2 protein-coding genes are annotated in these 1,339 nt (G+C 74.7%); both read right to left on the reverse strand.

The genetic code is table 11. The features are described 5' to 3' along the window. The coding region (locus AB0O00_RS39770) for a hypothetical protein (protein WP_363659541.1) at positions 1-615 on the reverse strand (615 nt) is incomplete at its 3' end. A gap of 47 nt (positions 616-662) precedes the next feature. Continuing rightward, positions 663-1,211 carry a DUF6328 family protein gene (locus AB0O00_RS39775; RefSeq protein ID WP_363659542.1) on the reverse strand — a complete coding sequence of 183 codons (549 nt, stop codon included), beginning with the start codon at positions 1,209-1,211 and terminating at the stop codon, positions 663-665. Positions 1,212-1,339 lie beyond the last annotated feature (128 nt).

Genomic DNA, 1,339 nt, shown 5'->3' on the forward strand with positions numbered 1-1,339 from the left:
CTGGACCAGGCCGCTGTCGGCCGGCAGGACGGGCAGGCCGGCGCCCGGGGGCGGGGCCTGGGCGCCGACCTGGTAGTCGGTGGGGGCCGCGGCGAGCTGGGTGAGCACGTGGGCGTTGTCGGCGGGGTCGGCGAAGGTGAACACCGACAGGTTGAACTGGTTGTTGTGCTCGTCCTTGTAGAGGGCGACCTGGTGGTTCAGGCAGCCGTGGCCCTGCTTCACCAGCGCGGTCAGGCGCGCTCCGACGGAGTCCGGGCTCGTGCAGGTGGGCAGTGTCCTGGAGGCGATGCGGGTGTAGACGATGCCGCCGGCCTTCACCTGCGCCGGGTACGCGTCCTCCAGCGCGATGGGCGCCAGGGCGCCCGCGGCCGGGGCCGGCCCGGACGGCACCGGGGACGCCGGCGCGGACACCGATCCGGACGCCGCGGGGGCCGCGGAAGAGGCGGAGCGCGCGGGGGCGGGCTTCGCGGCCGGGGCGCCGTCGTCGGGGAGTGGCTGGAGGACCCGCATCACCACGAAGGTGATCGCCGCCGCCCCCGCCGCGTACGCCAGGTTGCGCGGCCAGACCCTGGGCTGCTCGCCGTCACGTCTGTCACTGCTACTGCTGCTGTTCACAGGCGAACGCTAGTGGCCACGCGCCCCCCGACTGAAATCTGCGCAGGTCACGGCTTGATCACCGTCGCCTTGTCGGCCTGCGCCGCGCGCTGAAGCGGGCGCCGCACCGCCCACGGCAGGACGAACCACAGGCCGGCGAAGACCAGCGCCACCACGGCGGTGATGGCCAGTGCCAGGGCCGTGCCGAGCACGACGTCCAGGACCAGCAGCACCGCCCCGCTCAGCGCCGAGGCCAGCAGCACCAGGCCGAGCTGGGCGAAGCGCACCGAGACCCTGACGATCCGTTCCTTGCCCGGGTGGCGGAACAGCCCGCGGTGCAGCGCCACCGGCGTCGCGAACACCGCCGAGGCCAGGACCGCCAGCAGCAGCGTGGTGACGTACACGTCCTGCTCCGGGTCGCCGAGCGCGGCGAACCGCGGGGTGAAGGCCACCCCGAGCAGGAACGCGAACACGATCTGCACACCGGTCTGCAGCACCCGCAGCTCCTGCAGCAGCTCGATCAGCCGCCGGTCCGCCCGCGCCGCCGGGCTCTCCGCGGGGAAGGGCGGCACGGGGGAGGGGGGAAGGGAGGACGGCGGGGGCGCTTCGCTGCTCATGCGTCACATTGTGGGCCGCGCACCGGCGTCCGGCGTGTGCGCGCCCGCCTCCAGGCGCTCCTGCCAGGCGGTCAGCAGCCCCTCCAGCGCGGCGGCCTCCTGGGGTGCCAGCAGGCCGAGCAGGCGGT

Origin of the sequence: Kitasatospora sp. NPDC093558, assembly GCF_040683475.1 — a bacterium.
In the GTDB taxonomy this organism is placed as follows: Bacteria; Actinomycetota; Actinomycetes; order Streptomycetales; family Streptomycetaceae; genus Kitasatospora.